The organism is Moorena sp. SIO4G3, from assembly GCF_010692305.1.
GTDB lineage: Bacteria > Cyanobacteriota > Cyanobacteriia > Cyanobacteriales > Coleofasciculaceae > Moorena > Moorena producens_A.
The window spans coordinates 1-2,394 of record NZ_JAAHIG010000655.1 but is presented as its reverse complement, the minus strand read 5'-3'; the positions used below and the strand labels follow the sequence as shown (position 1 = coordinate 2,394).

At 41.2% G+C, this 2,394-nt stretch carries 1 protein-coding gene; it reads left to right on the top strand.

Features of this window, described 5'->3' with window-relative positions:
- Positions 1-588 precede the first annotated feature (588 nt).
- The gene (gene ltrA / locus F6J99_RS44230; RefSeq protein ID WP_293123587.1) at positions 589-2,283 is read left to right on the top strand and encodes a group II intron reverse transcriptase/maturase; all 1,695 of its coding nucleotides are present in this window, start codon (positions 589-591) and stop codon (positions 2,281-2,283) included.
- The last annotated feature ends 111 nt before the right edge of the window (positions 2,284-2,394 follow it).

Genomic DNA, 2,394 nt, shown 5'->3' with positions numbered 1-2,394 from the left:
TACAGCCAGGTGCGATTCGTTAGCTATAAACCTTATCCCATAAAAGATTTGGGGGATTAGCTGCTTGGTCTACTGAACCATGATAACTTGATAACCATGATGGTGAAAATCCATCCCTCGTGAAATCCGAGTGACAGCCTTACCCTGATTCATGAACATAACAAACTCATGGATTAATGCAAGGGTCGAACAGTGAAGCATCCTTAACCTGAACAGATGTTAGTAACAGGCAAGGGACTCATGGGTACGAAAGGAAGGTATGTTTGAATCATCGTTAAGTAAGTGTAGCGAAATAAGGTTTGGCACGCTACAAACAAAAAGTTAATGGAATAAGGATTATGTGATTTTGGCTTTACATAATGATTTCCCAGATATTCCCGGTGAATAGTACCACCCTAAAAGTCCAAAGAATGGTTATCAGGAACGAAGTAACCCCTATATGTACTCTCAACAAGGTCGATTGTTGAGTAGGTAGTTAGCCGCAAGTCATATGGGGAAAAGATTGAGTCAGAAAGCCAACGCCTAGAGTAATGTCTAGGATATGCCGACAGACTCACGTTATAGGAAACGGTGTAGTTGTAAGTAGTAATGAATAAGTCTAAAACTCGGGGGTTCGCCCCACAGTCGGAATGGAAGAAAGTCAACTGGCGAAAGCTAGAGATGACAATCTTTAAGTTACAAAAACGAATATACCGAGCCTCACAACGTGGTGATGTCCGCGTGGTAAGAAAGCTGCAAAAAACCCTGATGAAATCCTGGTCAGCTAAAATGATTGCGGTCAGAAGGGTCACCCAAGAAAATAAAGGTAAGAAGACTGCCGGAATAGACGGGATTAAAGCTTTAACCAATAAGGAACGTCTCGCCTTAGTAGCCAACCTGAAAACTCACAAAAAGGCTCAACCCACCAGAAGGGTCTGGATACCTAAACCCGGAAGGTCGGAAAAACGCCCACTGGGTATCCCTACCATGCACGACCGCGCTCTACAAGCACTTGTCAAACAGGCTCTCGAACCTGAATGGGAAGCAAAATTTGAACCAAATTCATATGGATTCAGACCAGGACGCTCATGTCACGACGCAATTGAAGCAATATTCATTAGCATCTCCCAAAAGAAAAAATGGGTATTAGATGCGGATATTGCTAAATGCTTCGACAACATAAATCATGAGGCACTTTTAAACAAAATAAATACCTATCCATCACTAAGACGCCTAATAAAGTCCTGGCTCAAAGCCGGAGTAATGGATAACGGAACATTCTCAACTACAAATGAGGGTACCCCACAAGGAGGAATAATATCCCCCCTCTTGGCAAATATAGCCCTCCACGGAATGGAAGAACACATCAAACAATACGCAGAAACACTAAAAATCAAAAGGAGAAGTAAAAAACAAAGAAGAAATGCAATGAGTTTGATTAGATATGCCGATGACTTTGTCATCATGCACGAAAACCAAACCGTGGTAGAAGAATGCCAAGAACTCATTGATAAATGGTTAAAAGACATGGGTTTGGAATTAAAACCAAGTAAAACTTTAATCACCCATACGCTTGATGGATTTGATTTCCTTGGATTCAATATTCGTCAATACAAAGTAGGTAAAAACCAATCAAAACAAGGTTTTAAAACCATCATCAAACCATCTAAGGAGAAAGTTCTCAAACATTATGGGCAGCTTTCTGAAGTTATCGACCAACATAAAGCTGCCCCACAAGAAACGTTAATACGTCGCTTAAAACCCATTATACTGGGATGGTGCAACTACAACAGAAGTGTGTGTAGTAAAGAAACCTTCCAAACATTGGGACATCTACTATGGAACAAACTCCAGAGATGGGGATACAGGAGACACCCCAAAAAATCAAAATCCTGGGTGGCCAAGAAATATTGGGGAACCATTGGAAAGGATAACTGGACATTCATGACCGGGGAAGATAATTACCTACCCAAACATGCCAAAATAGAAATTATCAGGCACATAAAGGTCAAAGAAAACAGAAGCCCTTACGATGGAGACCTAATATATTGGAATGACCGCATGAAAAACCATCCTGAGATGACCAGTCAAAAGGGCAGACTTTTGAAAAGGCAAGAAGGGAAATGCGCTGATTGTGGTCTGACATTCAAAGATGGAGATTTATTGGAAAAGCACCATATAATACCTCGCGCACTAGGTGGAAGTAACGAGGACGAAAATCTGGAATTATTACACCTTCATTGCCACGATAACAAACACGGAACAAAAATCAATACCAAAAGGTTAGATGAAAATCCGTTCTAGAGGCACCACTGTCAAGGTTCAATCCTATAATGAGGAGCCGTATGATACGAAAGTGTCACGTACGGTTCTGGAGACTAGTCAGTGGGGTGACCCACTAACTAAGTTTAATAA